This window comes from Streptomyces sp. NPDC091377, from assembly GCF_044757045.1.
GTDB lineage: Bacteria > Actinomycetota > Actinomycetes > Streptomycetales > Streptomycetaceae > Streptomyces.
This window is the reverse complement of sequence record NZ_JBIVUE010000020.1, coordinates 77,894-101,761: the sequence shown is the minus strand read 5'-3', so window position 1 is coordinate 101,761 and position 23,868 is coordinate 77,894. Positions and strand designations below refer to the sequence as shown.

General features: G+C 73.5%; 24 protein-coding genes. 14 read left to right on the top strand and 10 right to left on the bottom strand.

Annotation, left to right across the window (positions count from 1 at the left end):
• Positions 1–74: 74 nt before the first annotated feature.
• Positions 75–677: a hypothetical protein gene (locus ACIQNG_RS32560; RefSeq protein WP_401490003.1), complete on the top strand. Its 603-nt coding sequence runs from the start codon at positions 75–77 to the stop codon at positions 675–677.
• Positions 678–756: 79 nt separating this feature from the next.
• On the opposite strand, the gene ACIQNG_RS32555 is transcribed toward ACIQNG_RS32560, so the two are convergent.
• Positions 757–993 (bottom strand): hypothetical protein, encoded by a 237-nt coding sequence (locus ACIQNG_RS32555; RefSeq protein ID WP_401426711.1) that lies wholly within the window; start codon positions 991–993, stop codon positions 757–759.
• Positions 994–1,051: 58 nt separating this feature from the next.
• On the opposite strand from ACIQNG_RS32555, the gene map reads away from it, so the two are divergent.
• Both map and ACIQNG_RS32545 read left to right on the top strand, forming a co-directional pair.
• Positions 1,052–1,909 (top strand): type I methionyl aminopeptidase, encoded by an 858-nt coding sequence (gene map / locus ACIQNG_RS32550; RefSeq protein ID WP_401426709.1) that lies wholly within the window; start codon positions 1,052–1,054, stop codon positions 1,907–1,909.
• Between the two features lie 172 nt (positions 1,910–2,081).
• On the top strand, positions 2,082–2,765 hold the full coding sequence (locus ACIQNG_RS32545) for a heme oxygenase (biliverdin-producing) (RefSeq protein ID WP_401426707.1): 684 nt from the start codon (positions 2,082–2,084) through the stop codon (positions 2,763–2,765).
• Between the two features lie 25 nt (positions 2,766–2,790).
• Here ACIQNG_RS32545 and ACIQNG_RS32540 read toward each other — a convergent pair whose 3' ends face one another.
• The 3 genes from ACIQNG_RS32540 to ACIQNG_RS32530 form a co-directional block, all read right to left on the bottom strand.
• Entirely contained in the window at positions 2,791–3,459 is a 669-nt protein-coding gene (locus tag ACIQNG_RS32540) for a PhzF family phenazine biosynthesis protein (RefSeq protein ID WP_401490000.1), read from the bottom strand.
• A gap of 105 nt (positions 3,460–3,564) precedes the next feature.
• On the bottom strand, positions 3,565–5,082 hold the full coding sequence (locus tag ACIQNG_RS32535) for an HtaA domain-containing protein (protein ID WP_401489998.1): 1,518 nt from the start codon (positions 5,080–5,082) through the stop codon (positions 3,565–3,567).
• Between the two features lie 58 nt (positions 5,083–5,140).
• On the bottom strand, positions 5,141–6,799 hold the full coding sequence (locus ACIQNG_RS32530; RefSeq protein ID WP_401489995.1) for an HtaA domain-containing protein: 1,659 nt from the start codon (positions 6,797–6,799) through the stop codon (positions 5,141–5,143).
• Positions 6,800–6,992: 193 nt separating this feature from the next.
• Here ACIQNG_RS32530 and ACIQNG_RS32525 point away from each other — a divergent pair, with 193 nt between their 5' ends.
• From ACIQNG_RS32525 to ACIQNG_RS32495, 7 genes are all read left to right on the top strand, one after another.
• On the top strand, positions 6,993–8,030 hold the full coding sequence (locus tag ACIQNG_RS32525) for a hemin ABC transporter substrate-binding protein (RefSeq protein WP_401489993.1): 1,038 nt from the start codon (positions 6,993–6,995) through the stop codon (positions 8,028–8,030).
• Between the two features lie 110 nt (positions 8,031–8,140).
• Positions 8,141–9,151: a FecCD family ABC transporter permease gene (locus ACIQNG_RS32520; RefSeq protein ID WP_401490063.1), complete on the top strand. Its 1,011-nt coding sequence runs from the start codon at positions 8,141–8,143 to the stop codon at positions 9,149–9,151.
• A complete protein-coding gene (locus tag ACIQNG_RS32515; RefSeq protein WP_401426694.1) occupies positions 9,148–10,017 on the top strand; it encodes a heme ABC transporter ATP-binding protein in 870 nt (289 codons plus the stop codon). The genes ACIQNG_RS32520 and ACIQNG_RS32515 overlap by 4 nt, the downstream gene beginning before the upstream one ends.
• Before the next feature lie 209 nt (positions 10,018–10,226).
• Positions 10,227–11,396, top strand: coding sequence for an iron uptake system protein EfeO (efeO, locus tag ACIQNG_RS32510; protein WP_401489990.1), 1,170 nt, complete (start codon positions 10,227–10,229; stop codon positions 11,394–11,396).
• A gap of 11 nt (positions 11,397–11,407) precedes the next feature.
• Positions 11,408–12,721, top strand: coding sequence for an iron uptake transporter deferrochelatase/peroxidase subunit (efeB, locus tag ACIQNG_RS32505; protein ID WP_401489987.1), 1,314 nt, complete (start codon positions 11,408–11,410; stop codon positions 12,719–12,721).
• A gap of 3 nt (positions 12,722–12,724) precedes the next feature.
• Complete coding sequence (efeU, locus tag ACIQNG_RS32500) at positions 12,725–13,606, top strand: iron uptake transporter permease EfeU (protein WP_401426685.1); 882 nt, start codon at positions 12,725–12,727, stop codon at positions 13,604–13,606.
• Entirely contained in the window at positions 13,557–14,567 is a 1,011-nt protein-coding gene (locus ACIQNG_RS32495) for a hypothetical protein (RefSeq protein ID WP_401489985.1), read from the top strand. The genes efeU and ACIQNG_RS32495 overlap by 50 nt, the downstream gene beginning before the upstream one ends.
• 47 nt (positions 14,568–14,614) lie before the next feature.
• Here the strand turns inward: ACIQNG_RS32495 and ACIQNG_RS32490 are convergent, their stop codons facing one another.
• The gene (locus ACIQNG_RS32490; RefSeq protein WP_401426679.1) at positions 14,615–15,352 is read right to left on the bottom strand and encodes a bifunctional DNA primase/polymerase; all 738 of its coding nucleotides are present in this window, start codon (positions 15,350–15,352) and stop codon (positions 14,615–14,617) included.
• 136 nt (positions 15,353–15,488) lie between these two features.
• A complete protein-coding gene (locus ACIQNG_RS32485; protein ID WP_401426677.1) occupies positions 15,489–16,127 on the bottom strand; it encodes a TetR/AcrR family transcriptional regulator in 639 nt (212 codons plus the stop codon).
• A gap of 121 nt (positions 16,128–16,248) precedes the next feature.
• Here ACIQNG_RS32485 and ACIQNG_RS32480 point away from each other — a divergent pair, with 121 nt between their 5' ends.
• Positions 16,249–16,542, top strand: coding sequence for a DUF6243 family protein (locus ACIQNG_RS32480; protein WP_401489981.1), 294 nt, complete (start codon positions 16,249–16,251; stop codon positions 16,540–16,542).
• Positions 16,543–16,578: 36 nt separating this feature from the next.
• Here the strand turns inward: ACIQNG_RS32480 and ACIQNG_RS32475 are convergent, their stop codons facing one another.
• The 3 genes from ACIQNG_RS32475 to ACIQNG_RS32465 are packed head-to-tail and all read right to left on the bottom strand — an operon-like array spanning position 16,579 to position 20,079.
• Entirely contained in the window at positions 16,579–17,568 is a 990-nt protein-coding gene (locus ACIQNG_RS32475) for a small ribosomal subunit Rsm22 family protein (RefSeq protein WP_401489979.1), read from the bottom strand.
• Positions 17,569–17,584: 16 nt separating this feature from the next.
• Positions 17,585–18,823, bottom strand: a complete 1,239-nt coding sequence (locus ACIQNG_RS32470) for a serine hydrolase domain-containing protein (RefSeq protein WP_401489978.1) — start codon at positions 18,821–18,823, stop codon at positions 17,585–17,587.
• On the bottom strand, positions 18,748–20,079 hold the full coding sequence (locus ACIQNG_RS32465) for a multidrug effflux MFS transporter (RefSeq protein ID WP_401489976.1): 1,332 nt from the start codon (positions 20,077–20,079) through the stop codon (positions 18,748–18,750). The genes ACIQNG_RS32470 and ACIQNG_RS32465 overlap by 76 nt, the downstream gene beginning before the upstream one ends.
• A gap of 123 nt (positions 20,080–20,202) precedes the next feature.
• On the opposite strand from ACIQNG_RS32465, the gene ACIQNG_RS32460 reads away from it, so the two are divergent.
• Together ACIQNG_RS32460 and ACIQNG_RS32455 are read left to right on the top strand one after the other, a co-directional pair.
• Positions 20,203–21,249, top strand: coding sequence for a Gfo/Idh/MocA family protein (locus ACIQNG_RS32460; RefSeq protein ID WP_401489974.1), 1,047 nt, complete (start codon positions 20,203–20,205; stop codon positions 21,247–21,249).
• A gap of 40 nt (positions 21,250–21,289) precedes the next feature.
• Positions 21,290–22,087, top strand: coding sequence for an SDR family oxidoreductase (locus ACIQNG_RS32455; protein ID WP_401426659.1), 798 nt, complete (start codon positions 21,290–21,292; stop codon positions 22,085–22,087).
• Positions 22,088–22,423: 336 nt separating this feature from the next.
• Here the strand turns inward: ACIQNG_RS32455 and ACIQNG_RS32450 are convergent, their stop codons facing one another.
• Positions 22,424–22,744 (bottom strand): nuclear transport factor 2 family protein, encoded by a 321-nt coding sequence (locus ACIQNG_RS32450; protein ID WP_401489972.1) that lies wholly within the window; start codon positions 22,742–22,744, stop codon positions 22,424–22,426.
• Positions 22,745–22,901: 157 nt separating this feature from the next.
• Here ACIQNG_RS32450 and ACIQNG_RS32445 point away from each other — a divergent pair, with 157 nt between their 5' ends.
• Positions 22,902–23,468, top strand: coding sequence for a DoxX family membrane protein (locus tag ACIQNG_RS32445; RefSeq protein ID WP_401426655.1), 567 nt, complete (start codon positions 22,902–22,904; stop codon positions 23,466–23,468).
• The last annotated feature ends 400 nt before the right edge of the window (positions 23,469–23,868 follow it).

Below are 23,868 nucleotides of genomic sequence, written 5' to 3'. Positions count from 1 at the left end.
CCCTGTTCCCCGATCGGGCGAATTCCGGATGAACTCCGGGTCACGGGTCGCCGATTGCGGCAGGATGCGGGGGCATGGACGCCGTACGGGTCGCGCTGCTGCGCGAAGTACTCGCCGGGACCCAGTGGTTGGGCGCGACGCGCGGGTTCGCGGGCGCGCTGCGCGGGTCGGTCGTGTCGCACGGCGGCGGGCTGCTGCTGGTGGGCACGCCCGAGTACGAGCCCTGGCATCTGGCCGCCCATCTGGTGGACGAGGCCGCCTGGTCGGGTACGCCCGAACTGGCGCCGACGCTAGTGCGGCACGCGGCGCGGCCCTCGGACCCGGCTCATCTGGCGGTCGGCCTCGGCCGGATCGAGGCGGCCCGACGCGGTGAGACCCTGCTGGTGGTGGCCCCGCACCGGCCGGACGCGCCGCTCCTGGAGCGGGTGAGCGACGCCCGCCGGGCCGGGGTGACGGTGCTGGCCCTCGGTTCGGGCGAACGCGAGCTGTCCGGGATGGCGCACGAGTCGCTGGCGGTCCCGGAGAGCGCCGAGCTGGATCTGGACACCGTCCAGCACCTGGTCAGCGCGGCGGCGGGCGAGAACTGGCTGCCGAGCCCCCGGGGGCGGCGCCGGCTGCGGGACCGGGTGTCCCGGCTGGCCGACCACCTGACGGCCCCGCCACCGGCCCGGTGGTGAGCGGGGCGGGCGCCGCCGGGCGGTGTCCGTGCCCCGGGTCAGGGCGGGTGCTGCCCCGGGTCGGTGTCCGTGCCGCGGGTCAGTCCTCGTCCCGGGGCTTCTCGCCGGACCGGGCGTCGTGCCAGCGGGGGTCGGTCTCCCACTCCAGATTGCGCTCCTGGGCCGTGTCCATCGCGTGCTCGGCCTCCGCGCGCGTGGTGTACGGGCCGAAGCGGTCCTTGGCGGGGCACTCGGGACCTTCCTCGACCTTCTTGTGCTCCAGGCAGTAGTACCACTCGCCCGGCTTTCCGACCGTGCGCTTCTTGAACAGGGCCATGACCGGCTCCTTTCGCCTCTGACATGGTCCCTCATGCCCGCTGGTTAGACTCGCAGGCATGTCAGGCCAGTCGCTGCTCGTCCCAGGGGAGCTGTCTCCCACCCGTTCCGTCCCCGGAAACATCCGGCGCCCCGAGTATGTCGGCAAGCCCGCGCCGACCCCGTACACCGGCCCCGAGGTGCAGACCCCGGAGACCGTGGAGGCCATGCGGACCGCCGGCCGGATCGCCGCGCGGGCCATGGCCGAGGCCGCGAAGCTGATCGCGCCGGGGGTCACCACCGACGAGCTGGACAAGGTGGCGCACACCTACATGTGCGACCACGGGGCCTACCCCTCCACGCTCGGCTACCGGGGCTTCCCCAAGTCCCTGTGCACCTCGGTCAACGAGGTCATCTGCCACGGCATCCCGGACTCGACGGTGCTGCGCGACGGCGACATCGTCAACCTGGACGTGACGGCGTACATCGGCGGGGTGCACGGCGACAACAACGCCACGTACCTGGTCGGGGACGTGGACGAGGAGAGCCGGCTGCTGGTGGAGCGCACCCGCGAGTCCCTGGACCGGGCGATCAAGGCGGTGCGGCCGGGCCGGCAGATCAACATCATCGGCCGGGTCATCGAGTCGTACGCCAAGCGCTTCGGCTACGGCGTCGTGCGGGACTTCACCGGGCACGGCATCAGCACCGCCTTCCACAGCGGTCTGATCATCCCGCACTACGACAGCCCGCACGCGACGACGGTGATCCAGCCGGGCATGACGTTCACGATCGAGCCGATGCTGACGCTGGGCACCCATGAGTACGACATGTGGGACGACGGCTGGACGGTCGTCACCAAGGACCGCAGGCGCACGGCGCAGTTCGAGCACACGCTGGTCGTGACGGAGACGGGCGCGGAGATCCTCACGCTGCCGTAACCGTCCCCGCACATCCGGCAGGCCCGTCGCAAACGCGTCGCGGACCGCCGCAGGCCCGTCGAAGGCCCGCTCTCCTCGGAGGGCGGGCCTTCGGCCGTTGGGGCACACTTTTACCGACAGAGAGTCGGCAACCCATTGACTTAGGTAACCCTAACTATAGAGAATCGGACCCATGGACTCGTTCTCGCCGTTCGCCCCCGCCTCCCCCGTCTCCCCTTTCTCCGCCGTCATCCGCACCGCGTCCCACGAGCAGCACGTGGAGGCGGAGACCTCGACGTTCATGAGCGACCTGCTCGGCGGCAGACTCGGCGTCGACGCCTACGCGCGCTATACCGAGCAGCTCTGGTTCGTGTACGAGGCACTGGAGACCGGCGCCGAGGAACTGGCCGCGGACCCGGTGGCGGGCCCCTTCGTACAGCCCGAGCTGTTCCGGCTGGGCGCGCTGGAGCGGGACCTGGAGCATCTGCGGGGCCCCGAGTGGCGTACGGGCCTGTCCGCGCTGCCCGCCACCCGGGAGTACGCGGACCGGGTGCGGGAATGCGTCCGCACCTGGCCCGGCGGCTATGTCGCCCACCACTACACCCGCTACCTCGGCGACCTCTCCGGCGGCCAGATCATCCGTGACAAGGCGGAGAAGACCTGGGGCTTCGCCCGCAAGGGGGACGGGGTGCGGTTCTACGTCTTCGAGTCGATCGGCAACCCGGCGGCGTTCAAGCGGGACTACCGCACCCTGCTGGACCTGGTTCCGGCCGACGACCTGGAGAAGCAGCGGATCGTGGCCGAGTGCAAGCGTGCCTTCGCACTCAACACGGGGGTCTTCCGGGCGCTCGGCGAGGAGTTCCCGCTGACGGCGTGACCGCCCGGAACCGGCCGGGCGACGGTCAGCGTTCCAGGACCACCCGTCCCCCCACCTCCACCCACCCCTGCGGCTGTGGAGCCGTGAGGAGTTGTGAGCCCGCGCCCTGGGTGATGTTCAGGGCGCGGCCCAGTCGTGCCGTGAGCTGTATCGCCGCGGCCCCGGTCGCCTCGTCCTCGGCGACCCCGTCCCCCCGGCCGGGGAAGCCGCGGGCCCGCATCCGGCCCGCCGCCTCGTCCTCCCAGGCCCAGGCGTAGATCCACTCCCCCTCCGGGGGCACCTCCAGCGCGTCGACCTCGGCGGCGCTCCCGTACTGACGGAACGTGCGGGGCGCGGCCCAGTCGGCGCGCGCCTCGATCCAGCTGAACTCCCCGTCGTTGCGCGCCCCCATCACCCCGGCCTCCGTGACCAGTTCGGGCAGGTCGAGCAGCCAGGCCGCGCCGACACACGGGTATCCGGCGAAGGACAGCCGGGTGCCGGGGGTGTGGATGTCGATGATCCCGCGCTCGGGGTCGTCCACGAACACGGTCTCGCTGAAGCCGACCTTCGCCGCGAACTCCTGCCGCGCCGCCCGCTCGGGCAGCACGGATCCGTCCCGTACGACGCCCAGTTCCTTGCCGAAGCCGCCGTTCGCCGCGCAGAAGACCCGCAGCACGTCGTAATCACTCTCGTTCACGGGGGCATTGAAGCGCATGGGACCGCCCGGCACCTGGTCGGGCGCCGGGCGGTCCGGTGGATCGGCGGGGGTGGGGGTGGGGGTCAGCGGGTCGGCGGGTCGGCGGGTCAGCGGGTCAGCGGGTCACGCCTGGGTACGGCGCTTACGCACCGCCAGGACCACGCCCGCGCCCGCCACGACCGTGAGGGCCGCCGCGGTGCCGAGGGCGGCCACGGGGACGTCCGAGCCGGTGGCGGCCAGGTCGCCGGTGAGACCGCCGGAGGTGGAGCCCGTGGTGCCGGCCCCGCCCGTGGTGCCGGCCCCGCCCGTGGTGCCGCCGGAGCCGGTGCCGGAACCGCCGGTGCCACCGGTGCCGCCCGAGCCGCCTTCGCCGTCGGGGAGTTCGGCGCCCTCGGTCAGTGCCACATGCAGCGCGACCGGGTCGAGGGCCTCGCCCTTCTTGTAGAAGCCGGTGAACGCCTTCTCGCCGGCCGCGGTGACCTTCGTCGTGATGCCGCTGAGGCTGATCACGTCGTTCTTCGCGGTCAGATCGGCGGAGGGGGCCTCGAGGTCGGCGAGGACGACGTCCTCGGTCTTCTTGCCGAGGCTGGTGACATCGGCGGTGAGTTCACCGCTGCCGCCGTCCAGGGTGGCCCGCACCTCGCTGAGGGTCAGGTCGAGTCCGTACGCGCCGCCCGACTTGTGGCCCTTGAAGTTCACCGCGCCCTGGAACTCGGCGGTGAGGGTGTCGGCGTCCAGGTCGTAGGCGCCGGTCGCGTCCGGGAAGGTGAACACCCCGTTGCCCGCGGCCTGCGAGGCACCGCCGGAGACCGTGATGTCCCCCTGGGCGACGCCGTCCACGACGTACGAGCGGAAGGATTCCTTCACACCCCAGCGCAGGGTGCCGTCGGAGAGGTCGCCCTTCACCGGCGCCCCGGTCGGCGCGGTGGCGGTGGGGCTGGGGCTGGGGCTGCCGGAGGGCGAGGTGCCGCCGGTCGGGGTGGGGCTCGGGCTCCGCGTGGCGGTGGGCGACGGGGAGGGCGAACCGGTCGGGGAGCCGGTGGGCGTCGGGGTCGGCTCGGGCTCCGGCTTCTTCTTCTCCACGACCGTCAGGGGGTCGCCGGCCGCGCCCGCGTAGTGCGCGCTGCCGAAGACGTCGGCGGCCTCCTTCGTCAACGTGGTCGCCATGTCCTTCATCGCGCGGGTGACGGTGACGTCGGCTAGCGGCACGTCCTGGGTGGTGGTGCCGGCCCGGGTCACATCGGCGGTGATCTCGGCGTCCGCGGTGTCGAGCCGGACGTCGGACAGGGTGATCTCAAAGCCGTGCTGCTTGGACTCGATCTTCAGGGAGCCCTGGAAGCCGAGGGCGATGGTGTGGGCGGTGGGGTCGTAGGTGCCGGAGCCCTCGGTGAAGGTGAAGGCGCCGTTGTCCGCCGCCTGCGAGGCCCCGGCCGCCGGGGTGAAGCTGCCGCTCGCGTAAGTGGTGACGTACGTGCGGTACGTCTGCTTGATGCCCCAGGTCAGTTCGTAGCCGCTGAGCGGGACACCGGCCGCAGTGGCGGGCGGGGCGGCGGCCGTGGCCAGGGCGGTGGCGCCGAGCGCGGCGGCCGTGGCGACGGCGGCGGCCAGGGCGGTGGTACGGCGGCGGGTTCTGCTGGGCATGGGGTCGATCTCCTGATGAGTCGGGTGTTCGGGGAGGGGTGTGGGGGGGGAGGGAGGTTCAGCTGTCTGTGGTGGGGGTGCGGTCGGTGGCGCCGGTGTTGTCGGTGGCGTCGGTGCGGCCGGTGCGGTCCGTGCGACCGGTGCTGCCGGTGCTGCGGGTGCTGCGGGTGCGGGTGCTGCCGGTGCTGCGGGTGCGCAGGACATAGGCCAGGGCCGCGGCCACGGCCAGCAGCAGGGCGGCGGCGAGGGTGACGGGCAGGGTGGGGAAGCCCGAGCCGTCACCGGCGTTCGCGACCGGCTCGGTGGAGGGGTCCGCCCGGTCACTCGCGGCCGACCGCTCGGGGCCGGGGGACGCCGGGCTGCCGAGGTCGGGGAGGGCGGGGAGCTTCGCGTCCTCGGTGAGGGCGACGGCGAGGGAGACCGGGTCCATCTCGGTGCCCTTCTGATACATCCCGCCGAACGCCTCGGCGCCGCTCGCGGTGAGCTTCGTCGGGGCCTCGGTGAGGGTGACCAGACCGTCCTCGGGCTTGAGGTCCCTGGCGGCGAAGGTGACGAGGGGGACCTCACCGGCGCTCTTCACGCCCTTGCCGTCCACGTCGGCGTGGAGCGTGCCCCTGCCGTCGGTGACGGTGACCCGGAAACCGCTCAGCCGCAGATCGAGGCCGTGTGCTCCGGTGAAACGGATCTCGCCTGTGAACTCGGTTTTCAGGTCTCCGCCGGTGTACGTCCCTTCACCATCGGGGAAGCGGAACAGCGCGCCACCGTCCTGAGCGCCGGACGACAGCGTCCACTCGCCCTGGGCGATGTCCCCGGTGACGTACTCGCGATAGGTGCGGCGCACCCCCCAGTCGACGGCCCCGTCCCGCACCGGCTTCCCGGCGGCACCCCCCTTGCCCTGCGCGTCCTTCGCGCCCCCCTTCTCGCCCTTCTCCCCCTTCTCACCAGGGGACTTGCCCGCCCCCGGCGCCGAGGTCTTCGGGGTCGCCGCGATGTCCGCGGAGAGGCTCACCGGGTCCAGCGGGGTCCCGGCCGAGTAGTAACCGGCGAAGGACTTGGCGCCCTCGGCGGTGAGGGTGGCGGGCAGATTGTTCAGCGCGACGGCCGTACCGCCGCCCTTCATGTCGATCCCGCCCAGGGAGAGGGAGGCGAAGGGCACCTGACGGGACGTCGTGACCGCCCCCGTGCCCTTCGCCTTGCTGGTGACGTCCGCGTACAGGGTGCCGCTGCCGCCGGAGACGCGGACGGTGGGCCGGCTGATGGTCATGTCCAGTTCGTGGGCACCGGAGTCCGTGCGGTGCCCGAGGAAGCGCACCCCGCCGGAGAACCCGGCACGGAACGCCCCGGTGCCCCCGTCGTACGAACCGGTCGCCGAGTGGAACCGGAACTGACTCGCCCCGACCGTCGCCGCACCGCCCGTCAGGGTGTAACTCCCCTGCGCGATGGGCCCGGTGACATACGTCTGGAAGGACGCCTTGATGCCCCAGTCCAGCCGCCCGCCCTGGACCGGGCTGCTCGCGGCCGACGCGGCACCGGCCGGCAGCAGCGCCCCGAGCACGGCGAGGCACAGCACCGCGATCCAGCCGTACCGACGACCCCCGGGCCGACCCTGACGGCGGGACAGCGAGGACGGCGAGGACAGCGAGGACGGCAGGGGCGACAGGGGCGACAGGGACGGCAGAGGCGGCAGAGGCGGCGAGGGCGGCGGGGGTGGGGACATGACGGACCTCCGAACGGACGACGGCGCGCGACAGCGGGCGTGGGGGCCGCACAGGGACCGTCCACCACGCAGGGGTCAGCGAAAGAAACCGGCCAGGAACCGATGCGATCTAGCCAGCAAGGTAAGGCTAACCTAAACTCCATCGAGCGATTCCGGAAGGTCCGGTGCGGAGAGGAATGAGACGGTGCGACCCTTGCGCACACGACTGGCAGGAGCCCTGCTGGCGGTGCTCTCTCTGACCACGGCGGGCTGTACGGCCGCGACCGGCACGGGCGGCGGCACCGGCGGCGGCACCGGCCCGTCGGCCGAGGCGGCGGGTGCGGCGAAGGCGGCGAAGTCGGCCCCCGCCGACCGGATCGAGCCACTCGCCGACCCCGCCGCCCCGAAGCTCCCCGTCACCGTCGCCTCGGCGGACGGCGGGCGGCTGACCGTCCGCGCGGCCGAGCGGATCGTGCCGCTCTCCGGCTCGCTGAGCGAGATCGTCTTCAGCCTCGGGCTCGGCGAACGGGTCGTCGGCCGCGATGTGTCGGCCACCTTCGCCCAGGCCGAGAAGCTTCCGCTGGTCACGCGCGGCCATGACGTCTCCGCCGAGGGCGTGCTCTCGCTCCGGCCCGACCTGGTGCTCGCCGAGACCACGAGCGGCCCCGTGGAGGCGATGGACCAGCTCCGCGCGGCCGGGGTGCCGGTGCTGACGATCGCCCCGGCGAAGGGCCTCGCCGACATCGGCCCGCGCATCCGGGCGGTGGCCGGGGCGCTCGGCGTACCGTCCTCGGGCGAGGCGCTGACCGAGCGTTCCGAGCGGCGGATCGCCGCCGTACGGGAGGAAGCCCCGGCAGCCGGACCCGAACCGCGGGTGGCCTTCCTCTATCTGCGGGGCTCGGCCTCCGTCTATCTGCTCGGCGGGGCCGGCTCCGGGGCCGGTTCGCTGATCGAGGCGGCCGGCGGGGTGGACGCCGGGGCCGCGTCCGGACTGACCGAGGACTTCACACCGATCACCAGTGAGGCCCTGGTGAAGGCCGCGCCGGACGCGATCCTCGTCATGGCCAAGGGACTTGAGTCCGTCGGCGGGGTCGAGGGGCTGGCGAAGGTGCCGGGGGTCGCCCAGACCCCGGCCGGACTGGACCGGCGGATCGTGTCGGTCGAGGACGGGGTGCTGCTCAACTACGGCCCGCGCACCGACCAGGTGCTCGCCTCCGTGATCGACCAGCTCTACGAGGGTGAGGGAAGGTGACGGCTCTGGAGAACGCCCGCAGTTCCCCTCCCGCGGAGTCCGACGCGCCCGTCGGGAAGGCGACCGCCCCGCCCGGGGCCGCCCCCCGGGTCCGCCGCGGCCCGGCCTGGCTGCTCACCCTTCTCCTCGTCGCCGGGCTGCTGGTCCTGGTGCCGGTGGCCGCCGGGATCGGCGCCTATCCGATCCCCGTGGGGGACGTCCTCTCCTCCGTGCAGCACAAGGCGGGCCTCGGCGGCCACGCGCTGGACCGGGTCGCCGAGTCGGTGCTGTGGAACGTCCGGTTCCCCCGGATCGTGCTCGCCCTGCTCGTCGGTGCCTCGCTCGGCTGCGCGGGCGCGCTGATGCAGGGCGTGTTCGGCAACCCGCTCGCCGAGCCCGGCACCATCGGGGTCTCGCTCGGCGCGGCGGTCGGCGCGGTCGCCTGCATCGCGCTGGGCCTGAGCTTCTTCGGCAACTGGACCCTGCCCGCGATGGCGTTCGTCGCCGGGCTGGCGACCGTACTGCTGGTCTACGGGATGTCCCGCGCGGGCGGCCGTACGGAGGTGGTGACCCTGATCCTGACCGGTATCGCGGTGAACGCGTTCTGCGGGGCGCTGGTCGGGCTGTTCATCTTCCTCGCGGACACCGCGGCCGTGAACCAGATCACCTTCTGGCAGCTCGGCTCCCTGTCCCAGGCGACCTGGCCGAAGGTGCTGGCGGTGCTGCCGTGCGCGCTGCTCGGGCTGATGATCGCGCCGGCGTACGCGCGCAAGCTCGATCTGCTCGCGCTCGGCGACCGGCCCGCCCGGCATCTGGGCGTGGAGGTGGAGCGGCTGCGGATCGTGCTGATCCTGGTGGTCGCGCTGCTGACGGCGGCGGCGGTGAGCGTCGCCGGAGTCATCGGCTTCGTCGGTCTCGTCGTACCGCATCTGCTGCGGATGACGGCCGGGCCCGGGCATCGCTTCCTGGTGCCGGGCAGCGCGCTGGGCGGTGCGCTGGTGCTGCTCGGCGCCGACCTCGCGGCCCGCACCCTGGCCGCCCCCGCCGAGTTGCCGCTCGGGGTACTGACCGCGCTGGTGGGCAGCCCGTTCTTCTTCTGGCTGCTGCGCCGCACCCGTCGTAGGCAAGGAGGCTGGGCATGAGGTCCACGGTCGGTGATCCCCGGGCGGTCCGCGCCCGGCGCGCGTTCCGGCTGCGTCCGCGCCGCCCCGCTCCCCCGGCCGCCCCGGTGGCCGGGGAGGTGCTCGCCGAGGCGGAGGGCCTGACGGTGCGGCTCGGTGACCGGGAGGTCCTGACGGAGGTCGGGGTCACGGTCCGGGCGGGCGAGGTGCTGGCCCTGGTCGGCCCCAACGGGGCGGGCAAGTCCACCCTGCTGGGCGCGCTGTCCGCCGACGTCCCGGCCGTCGAGGGGACCGTACGGATCCATGGGCGTCCGGCGCCCGCGTGGCCGGCGGCGGAACTGGCGCTGCGCCGGGCGGTGCTGCCGCAGTCGGCGGCGCTGTCCTTCCCGTTCTCGGTGGCGGAGGTGGTCCGGATGGGCCGGGCGCCCTGGGCCGCGGTGGACCAGGACGACGACGAGCGGGTGGTGGCCGAGGCGATGGCCGCGACCGAGGTGACCGCGTTCGCCGCCCGCCCGTTCTCGGCGCTGAGCGGCGGCGAGCGGGCCCGGGTGGCGCTGGCCCGGGTGCTGGCCCAGCGGGCGCCGCTGCTGCTGCTCGACGAGCCGACGGCGGCGCTGGACCTCAAGCACCAGGAGTTGGTGCTGCGGCTGTGCCGGGAGCGGGCGCGGGCGGGCGACGCGGTGGTGGTCGTCCTGCACGACCTGGGGCTCGCGGCGGCGTACGCGCACCGGGTGGCGGTGCTGCGGGCGGGGCGGATCGCGGCCGACGGGCCACCGGCGGAGGTGTTCTCGGAGGGGCTGCTGTCGGAGGTGTACGACCAGCCGGTGGAGGTGCTGGCGCATCCGCGCACGGGCGCGGTGCTGGTGACTCCGCGCCGGGAGCCTTGACTCCGGCTTGACCGCGCGGGAGGGATTCTTGACTCCCCCGTGGGATCTGTTTTGGGCCACTGTGATCGGGCCGTGCTCTTACACCGTCCATGAGAGCTGAATCACTGTTCGGCCGGTTATCGGGCAAGTAAGGCTCCATTAAGTTAGGCGAGCCTTCCCAACCCTTCCGACCGCCGACAGTGATGTCCGGCCAGCCTGATGGAGCCCGTATGCGCGCCGCCGGACGCTCGTTCGCCGCCACCGCCGCCACCACCGCCACCGCGGCGGCGGTGGCGCTGACCGCCCTCACCGGCTGCACCGAGAAGGGCGGTTCGGGCGACGGCGGCAATGTCATCGAGGTGACCGCCACGGACGACGCCTGCGAGGTGTCGCGGACCGAGGTCCCGGCCGGGCACATCGAGATCGCCGTCGAGAACAAGGGCTCGAAGGTCAACGAGATCTATCTGCTCTTCCCCGACGACCGGGTGGTCACCGAACGGGAGAACATCGGCCCCGGCACCACCCAGCGGGTCACCGCCGAGGTGAAGGCCGGTGACTACCGGATCGCCTGCAAGCCCGGCATGAAGGGCGACGGCATCCGGCAGGACATCAAGGTCACCGGGGGCACCGCCGCCCCGCGCGACCCGCGGCTGGACAAGGCCGTGGCCGCCTACCGGCTCTACGCGCAGACGCAGGCGGACGAGACCCTGCCGCGCGCCCGGGAGTTCGCCGACGCGGTGAAGGCCGGGGACGTCGGGGCGGCACGCACGGCGTACGCCCCCTCCCGTATCGGCTGGGAGCGCACCGAGCCGGTCGCCGAGTCGTTCGGCGACATCGACCCCAAGGTCGATCTGCGCGAGGACGGTCTGGAGGACGGCCAGGACCCGGAGCGGGACTGGACCGGCTGGCACCGGCTGGAGCGCTCGCTGTGGAAGGACGGAAAGCTGACCGACCGCGACTCCGGGCTCGCCGATCGGCTGATCACCGACCTGACGGACTGGCAGCGGCGGGTCGGCAAGGCCGAGATCACCCCGACCTCCATGGCCAACGGCGCCAAGGAACTCCTCGACGAGGTCGCCACCGGCAAGGTCACCGGCGAGGAGGAGCGCTACTCCCACACCGACCTGGTCGACTTCAAGGCCAATGTCGAGGGCGCCCAGACGTCCTACGAGCTGCTCAAGCCGGTCGCCGGGGAGAACGACCCGGCGCTGGTCACCGAGCTGGACCGGCAGTTCGCCGCGCTGAACACGCTGCTGGACGAGTACCGCGAGGACAAGACGTCGTACGACTTCGTCTCCTACGACACCGTCGGCGCCGCCGACCGCAAGGAGCTGTCGGACGCGGTCAACGCGCTCGCGGAGCCGCTGTCCAAGCTGGCCGCCGCCGTCGTGGTCAAGTAGGGGCGGCCACCATGACGCAGCCCGTCGAAGGATCCACCGAGCGACCCACGGGAGAATCCGCCGAGCCGCCCACGGGAGAATCCGCCTCGGGCCCGTCCCGGCGTGCGCTCATCGGCTGGGGCGGGGCCGGGCTCGCGCTCGGTGCCGCCGCGGCCGGGGGCACGGCCGCGCTGGCCCGCACCGACGACGGCCCCGGGCCGTCCGGCGGCGCCGTCGCCTTCCACGGCGCCCACCAGGCCGGGATCGCCACTCCCGTCCAGGACCGGCTGCACTTCGCCGCGTTCGACGTGACGACCGAGGACCGCGCCGCCTTCGTCGGGATGCTGAAGGACTGGACGGAGGCCGCCCGCCGGATGACCGCCGGGCAGCCGGTCGGCGAGGGCGGCTACGGCGGACTGCCCGAGGCCCCTCCCGACGACACCGGCGAGGCCCTCGGCCTGAAGCCCTCGCGGCTGACCCTGACGATCGGCTTCGGTCCGTCCCTGTTCGAGCGGTTCGGGCTGGCCGGTGCCCGGCCGGACGCGCTCACCGAACTGCCGAGGTTCGCGGGCGACAACCTCGACCGCGGGCGCAGCGGCGGCGACCTCTGTGTGCAGGCGTGCGCCGACGACCCGCAGGTGGCCGTGCACGCCGTCCGCAATCTCGCCCGGATCGGCTTCGGCAAGGTCGTCGTGCGCTGGTCCCAGCTCGGCTTCGGCAAGACCTCCTCCACCACCCCGGACCAGCAGACCCCGCGCAACCTCATGGGGTTCAAGGACGGCACCCGCAACATCGCGGGCACCGAGACCGACCGGCTGGAGGAGTTCGTCTGGGTCGGCGACCGGGACGGGCCCGCCTGGATGACCGGCGGCTCCTATCTGGTCGCCCGGCGGATCCGGATGCACATCGAGACCTGGGACCGTGCCTCGCTGAAGGAGCAGGAGGACATCATCGGCCGCGACAAGGGCGAGGGCGCCCCGGTCGGCAGGGCCCGCGAGCGCGACGAGCCGTTCCTCAAGGCCATGCTGCCCGACGCCCATGTCCGGCTCGCCCACCCCGACGCCAACGCCGGGGCGACCCTCCTGCGCCGCGGCTACTCCTTCACCGACGGCACGGACGGGCTCGGCCGCCTCGACGCGGGCCTGTTCTTCCTCGCCTACCAGCGCGACCCGCGTACCGGTTTCATCCCCGTCCAGCGCGGTCTCGCGAAGGACGCGCTCAACGCGTACATCCAGCACGTGGGTTCGGCGGTGTTCGCGATCCCGCCGGGCGTCCGTGACAGCGGCGACTGGTGGGGCCGGTCGCTCTTCTCCCCCGCCACCTCCCCCGACGCCGAAGGGGCGTAGCCCGTGTTCTCCAACTATCTGATCGGTCTGCGCGAGGGCCTTGAGGCCAGTCTCGTCGTCTGCATCCTCATCGCCTATCTGGTGAAGACCGGGCGCCGGGACGCGCTGAAACCCGTCTGGACCGGGATCGGCGTCGCCGTCGCGCTGGCGCTCGGCTTCGGCTGCGCGCTCGAATTCGGCTCCCAGGAGCTGACGTTCGAGGCCCAGGAGGCGCTCGGCGGCATCCTGTCGGTCCTCGCCGTGGTCCTGGTGACCTGGATGGTGTTCTGGATGCGGCGCACCGCCCGGCATCTGAGGTCGGAGCTGCACGGCAAGCTCGACGCGGCCCTGCGGATGGGCACGGGCGCGCTGGTCGCCACCGCCTTCCTCGCGGTGGGCCGCGAGGGTCTGGAGACCGCGCTGTTCGTGTGGACGTCGGTGCGCGCGGCCGGGGACGGCACTCCGCGCCCGCTGCTCGGCGCGGCCCTCGGCATCGCCACCGCCGTGGTGCTGGGCTGGCTGTTCTACCGGGGCGCGCTCCGCATCGACCTGGCCCGGTTCTTCACCTGGACCGGCGCCATGCTGGTCGTGGTGGCGGCGGGTGTGCTGGCGTACGGCGCCCATGACCTCCAGGAGGCCGACTGGCTGCCCGGCCTCACCGACAAGGCGTTCGACATCAGCGGTGCGATCCCGCCCGACAGCTGGTACGGCACCCTGCTCAAGGGGGTGTTCAACTTCCAGCCGGACCCGACCGTCGTCCAGGTCACGGTGTGGCTGCTGTACCTGGTCCCGACCCTCGCGTTCTTCTTCGCCCCGGTAGGGTTCGCCTCCGGGAAGGGGAAGGTGACGTCAGCCGATGAGCAGGGATCGCGGTCAGCGAACGCCGCGCAGGCACCGCAGGATTGACCGGAGCGCACTGATCGCGGCCTGTGCGACGGCTTTGTCGCTCACGGCGAGCGGATGTGTGGTCGTGCACGGCGAGCGCGAGGTGCTGCCGGCGACCAGCCGGGCGGAGGCCGCGAAGGCGCTCGCGGAGTTCACGGACGCGTACAACAAGGCCGACAAGGCGTACGACAGTTCGCTGGACGCCGGTCATGTCACCGGCCCGTTCGGTGCCATCGACGCGGCCCGGCTCAAGGCGGGCAAGGCCAACAGCCCGCAGGGCAATCCGGGGCACGCGCCGCTGACGCTGTCGGACGCGCGGTTCACCATTCCGAAGAAGGCGGGCTGGCCGCGCTGGTTCCTCGCCGACGCCCGGGCCAACAAGGGCGGCGAGGCGCGCTGGCTGTTCGTGTTCACCCGCGACGACCTGGACGACCCGTGGGAGGCGGCCTACCTCACGCTGGTCGCGCCGGACGCGGTGCCCGCGTTCAAGAAGGACAAGGACGGCTGGGCCGAGCCCGTTCCGGCCCGGTCCACCGATCTGGCCATAGCGCCCGAGGATCTGAGCCGGGACTACTCGGCGTATCTGAAGAAGGGCGGCGAGGGGTTCGCCGCCGGGCCGCACACCGACGCGTGGCGGGAGAAGCGGGAGAAGAACGGCAGCCGGCCGGGCCTGGCGACGCAGTACATCGACGAGCCGCTGGGCGACGGCGACTACGCGCCGCTCGCGCTGCGCACCGAGGACGGCGGGGCGCTGGTCTTCTTCGCCACCCGGCACTTCGAGAAGCAGACCGCGCACACGGGTTCCACCGTGCCCACCCCGAACGACGATGTGCTCGCGCTGACGAAGGGCGAGATCAAGCAGTCGCTGACGATGGAGTTCGTCTCCAACGAGGTGGTGCTGAACCCGAAGCGGGGCGCCGGGGAGCAGCGGGTGTCGGTGCTGGGCCGGATCCAGGGGCTGACGTCGGCCCAGGGCGAGTGAGCCCCGGGGCGAGTGAGCCCCAGGGGCCGACGGCCGTGGTGGTGTGGTCAGCGGCGCGAGGGCCAGGCGACGGACGCGTGGTCGGACTCCGTGCCGACGTGCCGGGCGCAGGCGTCCGTGAGGTGTTCCAGCAGGGTCAGCGGATCGGGTAGCTCGTGCTCCGGGCCGCGGACCCAGCGCATGCCCTGGTCGTCGCCGAGCAGCCGGGCCGGGGGGACCAGGACGTAGGAGCCGCGGCAGTGCCAGCGCAGGCCCGGGTGCTCGTCCATGGTCTCGGGGTGGCAGTCCAGCTCACAGGGCCACCACTCGTCCTCGTCCTCGGGGGTGCCGCGGGTGAGGGTGAAGAACTGCATACGGCCGTCGTCGCTCTCGGCGACCGGGCCGACCTCCACGCCCGCGGCGAGCAGCCCCGCCAGTGCCTCGCGCCCCGCCTGGAGCGGTACGTCGAGGACGTCGTGGACCATGCCGGTGGCGGTGATGAAGTTGGCCTGCGGCTGGTGGCGGGCCCAGCGCTCGATCTGGGCGCGGTCGGTGGTGGACTGGGTCTGCCAGGCGAATGACACCGGGTGCCGTGCGGGGGTGGGACAGCCGACCCGGTCGCACGAGCAGCGGTAGCCGGGGGCCGGGTGCGCGGCGGGGGCCAGCGGCAGTCCGGCCGCGGCGGCGGCGAGCAGCAGGGCCTCCCGTCCGCCGTCGTCCGTGGAGGTCTCCTTCGGGCGACGTCCGCGCAGCCACTGGCTGATTTTGCCCTGTCGGCCGGGACGGCCGCCGAACTCCGCGCTCATCTGTCCCCTCGCCTCGCCGTTGTGCCGACAGCATGCCCTATGGTCCCACCCTCGTGCGCTCCGGGGGTGCGGAGCCGACATCCGGGAGACAGCGGAGCACCTCCGGCGGAGGTGGCATCGGGTGCCGTGCCGGGAGCTACCGGGGGGCGATCCCGTACAGCGCGTAGTCGACCAGGGCGTCCGTGTAGTCGTGGGAGAGCGGCCCGGTGAACTGGAGCCAGCGCTGGGCGAGCGGGGAGACGAAGAGTTCCAGGGCGATCCGGGGGTCCACGTCGGGGCGGACCTGGCCGGCGTCCTGGGCGGCGCGCAGGCGCTGGACGTAGAGCTGGAGGGACGGTTCGAGGAACTTGGTGAAGAACTCCCGGCCGAGCGCCTCGTCGGCGACGCCCTCGGAGGCCAGGGCCCGGGAGATCGCCTGGAAGCGGGGGTCCTTGAGTTCGTCGACGGTCGCGCGGAGCACGAGTTTCAGATCGGCGGCGAGGTCGCCGGTGTCCGGGAGGGGCCGCTGGTCGGGGGCCGCGGCACCGGTCTGCTCCGACGTCTGTTCGGCGAGGTCGAGGAACGCCTCCATGAGGACGTCGGCCTTGGACGACCACCAGCGGTAGATGGTCTGCTTGCCGACTCCGGCGCGGGCGGCGATTCCCTCGATCGTGGTCTTGGCGTAACCGCTCTCGACGACCAGTTCCATGGCGGCGGCGTAGATTGCGCGACGGGACTTCTCGCTGCGGCGGGAGGCGTCGGGGGCGGTTCGGCTCTCGGGTCCGGTGGTTGCCATGCCTCGAATTTATCAGGTTGACAAGACGCTGCGTCTCGCGAACCCTGGGGGGCGACACCGAGATGAGACGCTACGTCTCGCTTGCTGGGTGGACGCGTTGGACTCGACGGAAGGAACCCCCATGAGCCGTGGCTCAGGAAACATGCTCGGAGTCGGTGGCACTCGCGCCAACCTCGGCCGCAAGGCGCTGCGCGGCGGCAAGGGCGGCGACCGGTTCGGCGCCGACCAGGACGCGCAGGCGCAGAAGCGCGAACTGCTGCGCAAGCTCCAGGCGAAACAGCAGGAAGGCCAGGAAGGCCAAGAAGGCCAAGAGGGGCAGGAGGGCCAGGACGTCCTGAAGGGCCAGGACGGCCAGGACGGCCAAGAGGGCCAGAAGAGCCAGGTCGGCCAGGAGAGCGGACGTACCGAGGGATAGTCCGGATTCTTCCCGGATCGTCCCTGATCCCGCCCGCTACGCCCCGTGCGGGGGCCAGATGTCCCCCCACGCGGCGTCGCGGGCGGCTTTGTAGAGGTCGCCGTGACGCTTGGTCACCGTCGTACGGGCGAGCCGTTCCTCCCGCTCGCACAGTTCCAGCAGCACCTGGCCCTTGCGCAATTGCGGTTTGCGGACGACCCGGGCGGGGGCGGGCGCGCAGGGCAGGCGGGTGGCGGCGACATAGGCGAACTTCTCGTCCTCGTACGCCAGTGAGCCGCCCTTGACCTGGCGGTGCAGGGAGGAGCGGCTGACCCGGGCCGAGAAGTGGCACCAGTCCGTGCCCGGCACGATGGGGCAGGCGGCGCTGTGCGGACAGGGCGCGGCGATCCGGAACCCGGCGGCGACCAGGCGGTCCCGGGCGGCGATGATCCGGCCGTAGCCGTCGGGGGTGCCGGGCTCGATGACGACGACGGCCCGCGCGGCGGAGGCGGCGCTGTCGATCAGGGCGTCGCGGTCGTCCCCGGTCAGCTCGCCGAGGACGTACGAGACGGTCACGAGGTCGGCGCTGTCCAGGGTGAGCCCGGTGCCGATCCGGGCGCGCTGCCAGCGGGCCCCGCGCAGCGCCGGGTTGGCGGCGGCCAGCTCACGGCCGAGGGCGAGCGCGGGCTCGGCCCAGTCGAGGACGGTGACCGCCCGCTCCCCGGCCCAGGTGGCGCTGACGGCCCAGGTCGCCGCCCCGGTCCCGCCGCCCACGTCGACATGGGTGCCGGGCGTCCAGCCGGGCACCGCCTCGGCGAACGCGTCCAGCGCGGCGCTGACCGCCGCGAAGGTGGCGGGCATCCGGTAGGCGGCGTAGGCCGCGACGTCCGCCCGGTCCCGCAGGATCGGCGCGTCGGTCGGGGTCCGGCCCCGGTAGGTGGCGATCAGCCGCTCGACCGCCTGCGCGGCCTGTTTCGGCGGCAGCCCGTCGAGCAGCCCGGCGAGGGCGGCACGGAGCGATTCGGGGACGGACAGGGCGGCGTTCACCGTGCGATTCTCTCAGCTACGGGGACGGAGCCGGACCGCCGGGCTGTCCCGCCGGCCGGCCCCGGACCGCCCGCGCCAGACGGGTGGCCGCCGCTGCCCGGGGGCGGCTGTCGGCGGGGCGGCGGACCGGGTGGACCGTGTTGGCCAGCAGGATCAGGAACGTGTCGGTGGCGCGGTCGAGGACGAGGGACGTGCCGGTGAAGCCGGTGTGCCCGGCGGCGCCCCGGCCGGACAGCTCACCCATGAACCAGGGCTGGTCGACGGCGAAGCCGAGGCCGGGCGGGGCAAGGAGGAGGTCCACGAAGTCGGAGCCGAGGAAGCGGGCGGGACCGTACGCGCCGCCCGCGAGCAGGGCGCGGCACAGCACGGCGAGATCGCGGCCGGTGGAGAACAGGCCCGCGTGTCCGGCGACCCCGCCGAGCGCCCAGGCGTTCTCGTCGTGGACCTCGCCGCGCAGCATGCCCCGGTCGGCCTTGGCCCAGGGCCTGCGCTGGTCCTCGGTGGCCGCCGCGCCGGGCCGGGGGCCGTAGCCGGTGGCGGTCATGCCGAGCGGGCGGGTGATGCCGTCGCGGACGAGGACGTCCAGGGCGCGGCCCGAGACCCGTTCGAGGACGTGCTGGAGGATCAGCATGTTCAGGTCGGAGTAGAGGTGGACGCCGGGCCGGGCGACGGGTTCCTGCGCGCGCAGCAGCGCCATCCGGCCGGCCGCGTCGACGCAGTGGTACAGCGGGGCCTCGGGCCGCAGCCCGGAGGTGTGGGTGAGCAGTTGCCGTACGGTGACGCCGTGCCGGGCGACGCCCCGGAAGTCGGGGAGGTAGGCGCCCACCAGCGCGTCGATGCCGAGGGTGCCCCGTTCGATCTGCTGGACGGCGGCGAGCGTGGTGCACAGCTTGGTGAGGGACGCCACGTCGAAGGGGGTGTCGAGGGTCATCGGCACCCGCCGCTCCGGCGGGAGTTCGATCCCGGCGCCGCTCTTCGGGTCGTGGGCCGCGTACCGGACCGCGTACCCGGCCGCCTCCCGGACCGCGACCACCGGGCCGCGCCCGGCGATCACGACCACGCCGGGTGCCCAGGGCCGCGGGCCGTCGGTGAGGGCGCGCGTCTCCCGGACGAGGAGGGCGATCTCGGCCGGGTCGAGTCCGGCGCGCTCCGGGGTGCCGTCGCGCAGCCTGGCGGTGCTCAGCTCTCCTCCCCCGCGGTCGGTTCCGTGCGCGCGGGGGTCCGCGGGGCGTCCCGGCCGGTCCACGGACGGCACATTCCCAGGAAGCAGCCCACCGCCAACAGCGCGGCGGCCAGTTGGACGACGGCCATCGGGACGGCGGTGTGCTCCCCGGCGACCCCGACCAGCGGTGAGGCGATCGCGCCGATGAGGAAGGACGACGTGCCGAGCAGCGCGGAGGCGGACCCGGCGGCGTGCTTGACCCGCAGCAGGGCGAGGGTCTGGGCGTTGGGCAGGGTGAGGCCCATGGCCGACATCAGCACGAACAGGCCGCCCGCGACCGGCCACAGGCCGACCTCGCCGAAGACCCCGGAGGTCATCAGCAGCAGGGCCGTCGCGGCGAGGACGACGATGCCGAGGCCGACGGCGAGGACCCGGTCCAGGCTGACCCGGCCGACCAGCACCCGTCCGTTGATCTGGCCGCAGATCACCAGGCCGATGGAGTTGAGCCCGAACAGCAGGCTGTACGTCTGCGCGGAGGCGCCGTAGATCTCCTGGACCACGAACGGGGAGGCGGCGATGTACGCGAACAGCGAGGCGAAGGCGAAACCGCCCGCGAGCATGTACCCGGCGAAGGGCGGGTCGGCGAGGAGCCCGCGCATGGCGCGCAGCGCCTGTCCGACCCCGCCCGCGTGCCGGTCGGCCGGTGCGAGGGTCTCGGGCAGTCGCGCCGAGACGACGAGGGCGAGCAGCACGCCGACGACGGTGAGGACGAGGAACACGCCCCGCCAGTCGGTGCCCCGCAGGATCTGCGCGCCGATCAGCGGCGCCACGATCGGCGCGACCCCGGAGATCAGCATGAGGGTGGAGAAGAACCGGGCCATCTCCACACCGTCGTAGAGATCGCGGACGACGGCCCGCGCGATGACGATGCCGGCCGAACCCGCGAGGCCCTGCACCAGCCGGAAGGCGATGAGCGCCTCGACGGTGGGGGCGAACGCGCACAGCAGGGTGGCGACGACGTAGAGGGCGAGTCCGGCCAGCAGCGGGCGGCGCCGGCCCCAGCGGTCGCTCATCGGGCCGACCACGAGCTGGCCCAGCGCCATGCCGGCGAGGCAGGCGGTGAGGGTGAGCTGGACGGTCGCGGCGGGGGCGTGCAGGGAGTCGGTGACCTCCGGCAGCGCCGGGAGGTACATGTCCATGGCCAGCGGGGGCGTGGCGGTGAGTCCGCCCAGGATCAGGGTGACCAGCAGGCCGGTGCGGCGTGCGGCACGGACGGGCGACCGCCGCGTCCTCGGCGCTGTGGCGGTCGCCTGTGCGAGATCCGGTATGTGTGCCCGGCTGTCGGGCATGTCGGTTCCCCTCCCTCGGATGGTGGTCCGGTCCCTATGCTCTCAGCTCGAACGGCGTGCGAAGCTCGGACGGGGATTCGTCCGTACGGGCGGCGACGAGGGCGGAAGGAAGGCTGGGCGGCGATGACGGCTGACAGCGTGCGGTGGGGGATTCTGGCGACCGGCGGGATCGCCGCCTCGTTCACCGCGGACCTGGTGGATCTGCCGGACGCGGAGGTGGTGGCGGTCGCCTCGCGCTCCGAGGACTCGGCGCGGGCCTTCGCCGAGCGGTTCGGGATCCCGCGCGCCTACGGCACCTGGGACGCGCTGGCCCGGGACACCGACGTGGATGTGGTCTACGTCGCCACCCCGCACGCGGCGCACCGGGCGGCGGCCGGGCTGTGTCTGGAGGCCGGGCGGGATGTGCTGTGCGAGAAGGCGTTCACCCTCAACGTCCGTGAGGCCGAGGAGTTGGTGGCGCTCGCGCGGCAGCACGACCGCTTCCTGATGGAGGCCATGTGGATGTACTGCAATCCGCTGATCCGGCGGCTGACGGCGCTGGTGGCGGACGGGGCGATCGGCGAAGTGCGCGGTGTGCGGGCCGATTTCGGGCTGGCGGGCCCGTTCCCGCCCGCGCACCGGCTGCGGGACCCGGCGCAGGGCGGCGGGGCGCTGCTGGACCTCGGGGTGTACCCGGTGTCGTTCGCGCAGTTGCTGCTGGGCGAGCCGGACGGGATCACGGCGAGCGCGGTCCTCTCGGACGAGGGCGTCGACCTCCAGACGGGGGCGGTCCTGTCGTGGGAGAGCGGGGCGCTGGCCACGCTGCACTGCTCGCTCGTCGGCGCCACCGGCACCACCGCGTCGGTGACCGGCTCGCTGGGCCGGATCGACATACCGGAAGGTTTCTTCCATCCGGAACGGCTGGTGCTGCACCGGGCGGGCCGTGACCCGGAGGAGTTCGTCCCCGGCCCGGCGGACGGGCCGCGCTCCACGCTCAAGCACGAGGCCCGTGAGGTGATGCGCGCGCTGCGGGCCGGGGAGAAGGAGTCCCCGCTGGTGCCGCTGGCGGGCACGCTCGCGGTGATGCGGACGCTCGACGCGGTCCGGGAGCGGATCGGGGTCCGCTATCCGGGCGAGGCCCCCGGCGGCCGGCCGGAGGCGGACCTCACCGGGGATCGCGCGCCCGCCTGAGCCGCGGACCGGGGGCGGGGTTCCCGTAGCCTCCGGGGCCATGGATACCCATGAGGTCAAAAACGCCGGGGAAGGCGCGGGGCGCCCGGAAGGTCCGCGCAGCGCCGTCGTGACCGGGGCGGGCTCCGGGATCGGGCGGGCGGTCGCCGTCGAACTGCTGCGCGCCGGGTGGTCGGTGGCGCTGGCGGGGCGGCGCCCCGGGCCCCTGGAGGAGACGGCGGCGCTGGTGCCGGAGGGCGCCGCCCTCGCCGTCCGCACCGATGTGGCCCGCCCGGAGGAGGTGGCCGCGCTGTTCTCGGCGACGGTCGGCCGGTTCGGGCGGCTGGATCTGCTGTTCAACAACGCGGGCACGTTCGGGCCCGGCGGGGTGCCGGTCGAGGAGTTGCCGTACACGGCCTGGCGGCATGTGGTGGACACCAACCTCAACGGGGCGTTCCTGTGCGCGCAGGCGGCGTTCCGGCAGATGAAGGAGCAGGACCCGCGCGGCGGCCGGATCATCAACAACGGCTCGATCAGCGCCCACGCGCCCCGCCCCCACTCGGTCGCCTACACGGCCACCAAGCACGCGCTGACCGGACTGACCAAGTCCCTGTCCCTGGACGGCCGTCCGTACGGCATCGCCGTCGGCCAGATCGACATCGGCAACGCGGCGACCGACATGACCGCGTCGATGCAGACCGGCGCGCTCCAGGCGGACGGCTCGGTGGCGCCGGAGCCGGTGATGGACGCGGCGGACGTGGCCCGGACGGTACGGCACATGGCGGAGCTGCCGCTGGAGGCGAACGTGCAGTTCGCGACCGTGTTGGCGACGACGATGCCGTACGTGGGGCGGGGGTGAGGCGAGAGGCCGGGTGGGGCCCCTTCCTGGGCGGGGCCCGGTAGCCGGGTCAGGCGGGTGTCCGGGCCGTTCAACCGGAGCCGTCCGGTCCGCGGTATTGCGGCCGATGACGCCCCTGTGCTCAACTTTCCCTCACCAGAGCTTCACACTTGGGGGTCCGGTCCTCCGTGTCCGGCTCCAAGAGGGCGTGTCCGTGGCCCGCTCGAAGGGGGGAGGCGGCCGTCCCGTGACCCGGGAGGGGGTGGACCTCGCACGACCGCGAGGGACGCACCGGTGCATGGGACGGCCGCGCCAGCCCTGCCGTCAGCAGACCGCGCCGGGGCCCGGTAGGACCGCTCAGGCTTGACCCGTCTCGAACCGCGAGATGTGGCCGTCCGGCTCCACCACGAAGCGCCAGCGGGTGCGCATCTCGCCCCAGGTGTCGTTGCGGTAGCGGGCGACGACCGAGCGACCGCTGTCGGACTCGACGTCCAGATGGCCGTTGGAGGAGAAGATCTCCCGGTCGATCCAGTCGTCCAGATCCCGGTCGGAACCGTCGTCGGACATCGTGGCGTCGGGGGTGAGCAGGGCCAGGAAGGCGTGCCGGTCGTGGGCGTTCACGGCGGTGACGAACGCGCGGACGGCCGGATCGCTGAGCTTGGCGGTCTGAATCGTCATAGCGGCAGCGTCACACCGCCCACCGGGCGCCGCCACCCGGACCGGCCGACCGGACCCGCCACCCGAACGGACTGCCGGGGGAGCCGGGGCGGGGGCGCCGGTGCGACGGTGGAGGGACCGGGCCGACCCGAGCGCCCGCCCCGCCCCGGGAGCCATCGTGACCTGTTACGACCGACGTGATCTGGGACTGCTGCTGCTCCGGCTGAGCACCGGCGGCCTGCTGGCCGCGCACGGCGCGCAGAAGCTGCTGGGCTGGTTCGGCGGCCATGGGATCGAGGGCACCGGGCAGTTCATGGAGTCCGTCGGCTACCGGCCGGGCCGCCGGAGCGCGATCGCCGCGGGCCTCGCGGAGGCGGGCGGCGGGACCCTGCTGGCCCTGGGCCTCGCGACCCCGGCGGCGGGCGCGGCGGCGGCCGGGGCGATGACGGGCGCGGCGGCCGTGCACACGCCGAACGGCTTCTTCGTCCAGGACGGCGGCTACGAGTACGCCGCCGCGCTGGGCCTGGCCGCGACCGGACTCGGGGTCGCGGGACCCGGCCGGCTCTCCCTGGACCACGCGCTGGGCCACACCCTGGACCGGGGCTGGATGGTGCCCGCGGCGCTGGGGACGACGGCGGCGGTGACGGCGGTGGTGGTCGGTCTGCGGACCCGGCGGCTGCGCCGGGAGACGGTCGGCGAGCAGGAGGCCCTGTTCGACGAGCGGGACGCCCTGGCGGGCGAGTGACCCCACCCGGCGGACCGCCGGCCGGCCGGCCGTCCCGGCGGGACTGTCAGCGGCACCTGACAGGCTGCGCCCATGGACGAACGGAACACGACGACACGGGACACGGGGGCCGGGACGGACGGGGCGGACGGGACGGGCAGCACGGCCGGGACAGGCAGCACGGCCGGGACAGGCAGCACGGCCGGGACAGGCAGCACGGCCGGGACAGGCAGCACGGCCGGGACAGGCAGCACGGCCGGGACGGGCAGCACGGCCGGGACGGGCGGTACGGACGACACAGCCGGGGCAGCCGGGGCAGCCGGTACGGACGAGACAGCCGGCGCGGACGATGCAGCCGGCGCGGACGATGCAGCCGGTACGGACGACACAGCCGGCGCGGACGATGCAACCGGCGCGGACG

Coding starts and splice junctions, on each gene's coding strand:
- ACIQNG_RS32560 (WP_401490003.1), top strand. CDS start 75: ATGGACGCCGTACGGGTCGCGCTGCTGCGCGAAGTACTCGCCGGGACC.
- ACIQNG_RS32555 (WP_401426711.1), bottom strand. CDS start 993: ATGGCCCTGTTCAAGAAGCGCACGGTCGGAAAGCCGGGCGAGTGGTAC.
- map (WP_401426709.1), top strand. CDS start 1,052: ATGTCAGGCCAGTCGCTGCTCGTCCCAGGGGAGCTGTCTCCCACCCGT.
- ACIQNG_RS32545 (WP_401426707.1), top strand. CDS start 2,082: ATGGACTCGTTCTCGCCGTTCGCCCCCGCCTCCCCCGTCTCCCCTTTC.
- ACIQNG_RS32540 (WP_401490000.1), bottom strand. CDS start 3,459: ATGCGCTTCAATGCCCCCGTGAACGAGAGTGATTACGACGTGCTGCGG.
- ACIQNG_RS32535 (WP_401489998.1), bottom strand. CDS start 5,082: ATGCCCAGCAGAACCCGCCGCCGTACCACCGCCCTGGCCGCCGCCGTC.
- ACIQNG_RS32530 (WP_401489995.1), bottom strand. CDS start 6,799: ATGTCCCCACCCCCGCCGCCCTCGCCGCCTCTGCCGCCTCTGCCGTCC.
- ACIQNG_RS32515 (WP_401426694.1), top strand. CDS start 9,148: ATGAGGTCCACGGTCGGTGATCCCCGGGCGGTCCGCGCCCGGCGCGCG.
- efeO (WP_401489990.1), top strand. CDS start 10,227: ATGCGCGCCGCCGGACGCTCGTTCGCCGCCACCGCCGCCACCACCGCC.
- efeB (WP_401489987.1), top strand. CDS start 11,408: ATGACGCAGCCCGTCGAAGGATCCACCGAGCGACCCACGGGAGAATCC.
- ACIQNG_RS32495 (WP_401489985.1), top strand. CDS start 13,557: ATGAGCAGGGATCGCGGTCAGCGAACGCCGCGCAGGCACCGCAGGATT.
- ACIQNG_RS32490 (WP_401426679.1), bottom strand. CDS start 15,352: ATGAGCGCGGAGTTCGGCGGCCGTCCCGGCCGACAGGGCAAAATCAGC.
- ACIQNG_RS32485 (WP_401426677.1), bottom strand. CDS start 16,127: ATGGCAACCACCGGACCCGAGAGCCGAACCGCCCCCGACGCCTCCCGC.
- ACIQNG_RS32480 (WP_401489981.1), top strand. CDS start 16,249: ATGAGCCGTGGCTCAGGAAACATGCTCGGAGTCGGTGGCACTCGCGCC.
- ACIQNG_RS32465 (WP_401489976.1), bottom strand. CDS start 20,079: ATGCCCGACAGCCGGGCACACATACCGGATCTCGCACAGGCGACCGCC.
- ACIQNG_RS32460 (WP_401489974.1), top strand. CDS start 20,203: ATGACGGCTGACAGCGTGCGGTGGGGGATTCTGGCGACCGGCGGGATC.
- ACIQNG_RS32455 (WP_401426659.1), top strand. CDS start 21,290: ATGGATACCCATGAGGTCAAAAACGCCGGGGAAGGCGCGGGGCGCCCG.
- ACIQNG_RS32450 (WP_401489972.1), bottom strand. CDS start 22,744: ATGACGATTCAGACCGCCAAGCTCAGCGATCCGGCCGTCCGCGCGTTC.